Origin of the sequence: Nocardia amamiensis NBRC 102102 (assembly GCF_001612745.1) — a bacterium.
Classification (GTDB): Bacteria; Actinomycetota; Actinomycetes; order Mycobacteriales; family Mycobacteriaceae; genus Nocardia; species Nocardia amamiensis.
In genome coordinates this window covers 1-1344 of record NZ_BDBA01000439.1, presented here as the reverse complement: position 1 = coordinate 1344, position 1344 = coordinate 1, and the positions used below count along the sequence as shown (strand labels likewise).

Annotated in this window: 1 protein-coding gene; it reads right to left on the bottom strand. The window is 65.7% G+C overall.

Annotated features, from left to right (window positions below):
- Window positions 1–175: 175 nt before the first annotated feature.
- Window positions 176–1309 (bottom strand): IS701 family transposase, encoded by a 1134-nt coding sequence (locus NA4_RS38280; RefSeq protein ID WP_067481142.1) that lies wholly within the window; start codon window positions 1307–1309, stop codon window positions 176–178.
- Between the last annotated feature and the right edge of the window lie 35 nt (window positions 1310–1344).

Genomic DNA, 1344 nt, shown 5'->3' with positions numbered 1-1344 from the left:
TACTGCAACGGCAGTCAGGTGAGTGGGTGTCCTCGTCGTCGGTAGTGGGATAGGCGGGCTTGGTGTTGTCGGCGTCGGCGCCAGTTGGACCATGCCCAGACGCGGTGGGTGCAGTGGATAGCGGGCAGGAACAGGGCGATCGTGAGGCGTCGGATCTCCGGTAGCGTGAGGGCGATCATGTCTTGATCGCTGTCGCTGTTTCCCCTTTTGCGGCAACGACTTTCGATCCGGCAAGCCAGGCCAGGGCGAGCATGGACAGGGTGATGTGGGCATACCAGGCCCGCCAGCTGCGAACCTGGTAGTGGTCCAGGCCCGCTTCGTTCTTGGCCTGCTGGAAACACTCCTCGATCCGCCACCGTGACCCCGCGATCCACGCCAGATCAGCGATCGTGGACCGGCGCGGCCCGTAGCAAATGTAGTAGGCGATCTCGGCCGGGTCGCAGATGCTTCGACGAGCCAGCAGCCAGTGCCCGCGGCCGGGTCCCCAGCCGATGCGGATCGGTACTCTGGCCCAGTCGTAGTCGCGTGGTCCGTGCGCACCGGGGCCGGCCGAGATTCGCTGCCAGGATCGTGCTGGCAGCGCGGCGACGAGCTCCTCAGCGCGGGCCTGGCCGAAGCCGGTCGTGATCAGGGTGTCGTTGCGGCGGGTGGCCAGCACGTGGGCGATGTCGTGTTGTTCAAGCCATACCCGCAGGTACTTGACCTGACCGTAGGCTTCATCGGCGGTGAACCAGCGAAACGGCACCTTAGCTACCAAGGCGCGCTCCAGCATTGCCATCACCAGACGAGGCTTGGTCGCGAACTCCACCTCCTCAGGGATACCGGCGGCCCGGCAGCGATCACGGTCTTCGGTCCACGACTCCGGCAAATACAACTCCCGATCCACCAGGGCGTGGCCGTGGCGGGAGGCATACGCCAGGAAGGCTCCGATCTGGCAGTTCTCGGTGCGACCGGCCGTGCCGGAGTACTGGCGCTGCACCCCGGCCGACCGAAAACCTTTCTTCAAAAAACCGGTGTCATCGGCGATCAGCACCGCATCCCGGTCACCGAGCCGCTCGGCTACATAGGAGCGCACGTCATCGCGCACACCGTCGATGTCCCAGTCCGCCCACCGCAGCAACCGCTGCATCCCGTCCGGGCTCACCTCACCGGCCCGCTCGGCCAGCGTCCACCCGTTCTTGCGCTCCAACCCCGCCACCAACCCGGTCACGTACTCCCGCGCCCGGCCCCGCGGCTCCGACCGCGTGAAACGGCCACCGATCCTCGAATGCAACGAATCCAGCTCCGCTGCAACAACATCCACAACCACACCAGAACACTACCGGCATGACTGCCGTTGCAGTA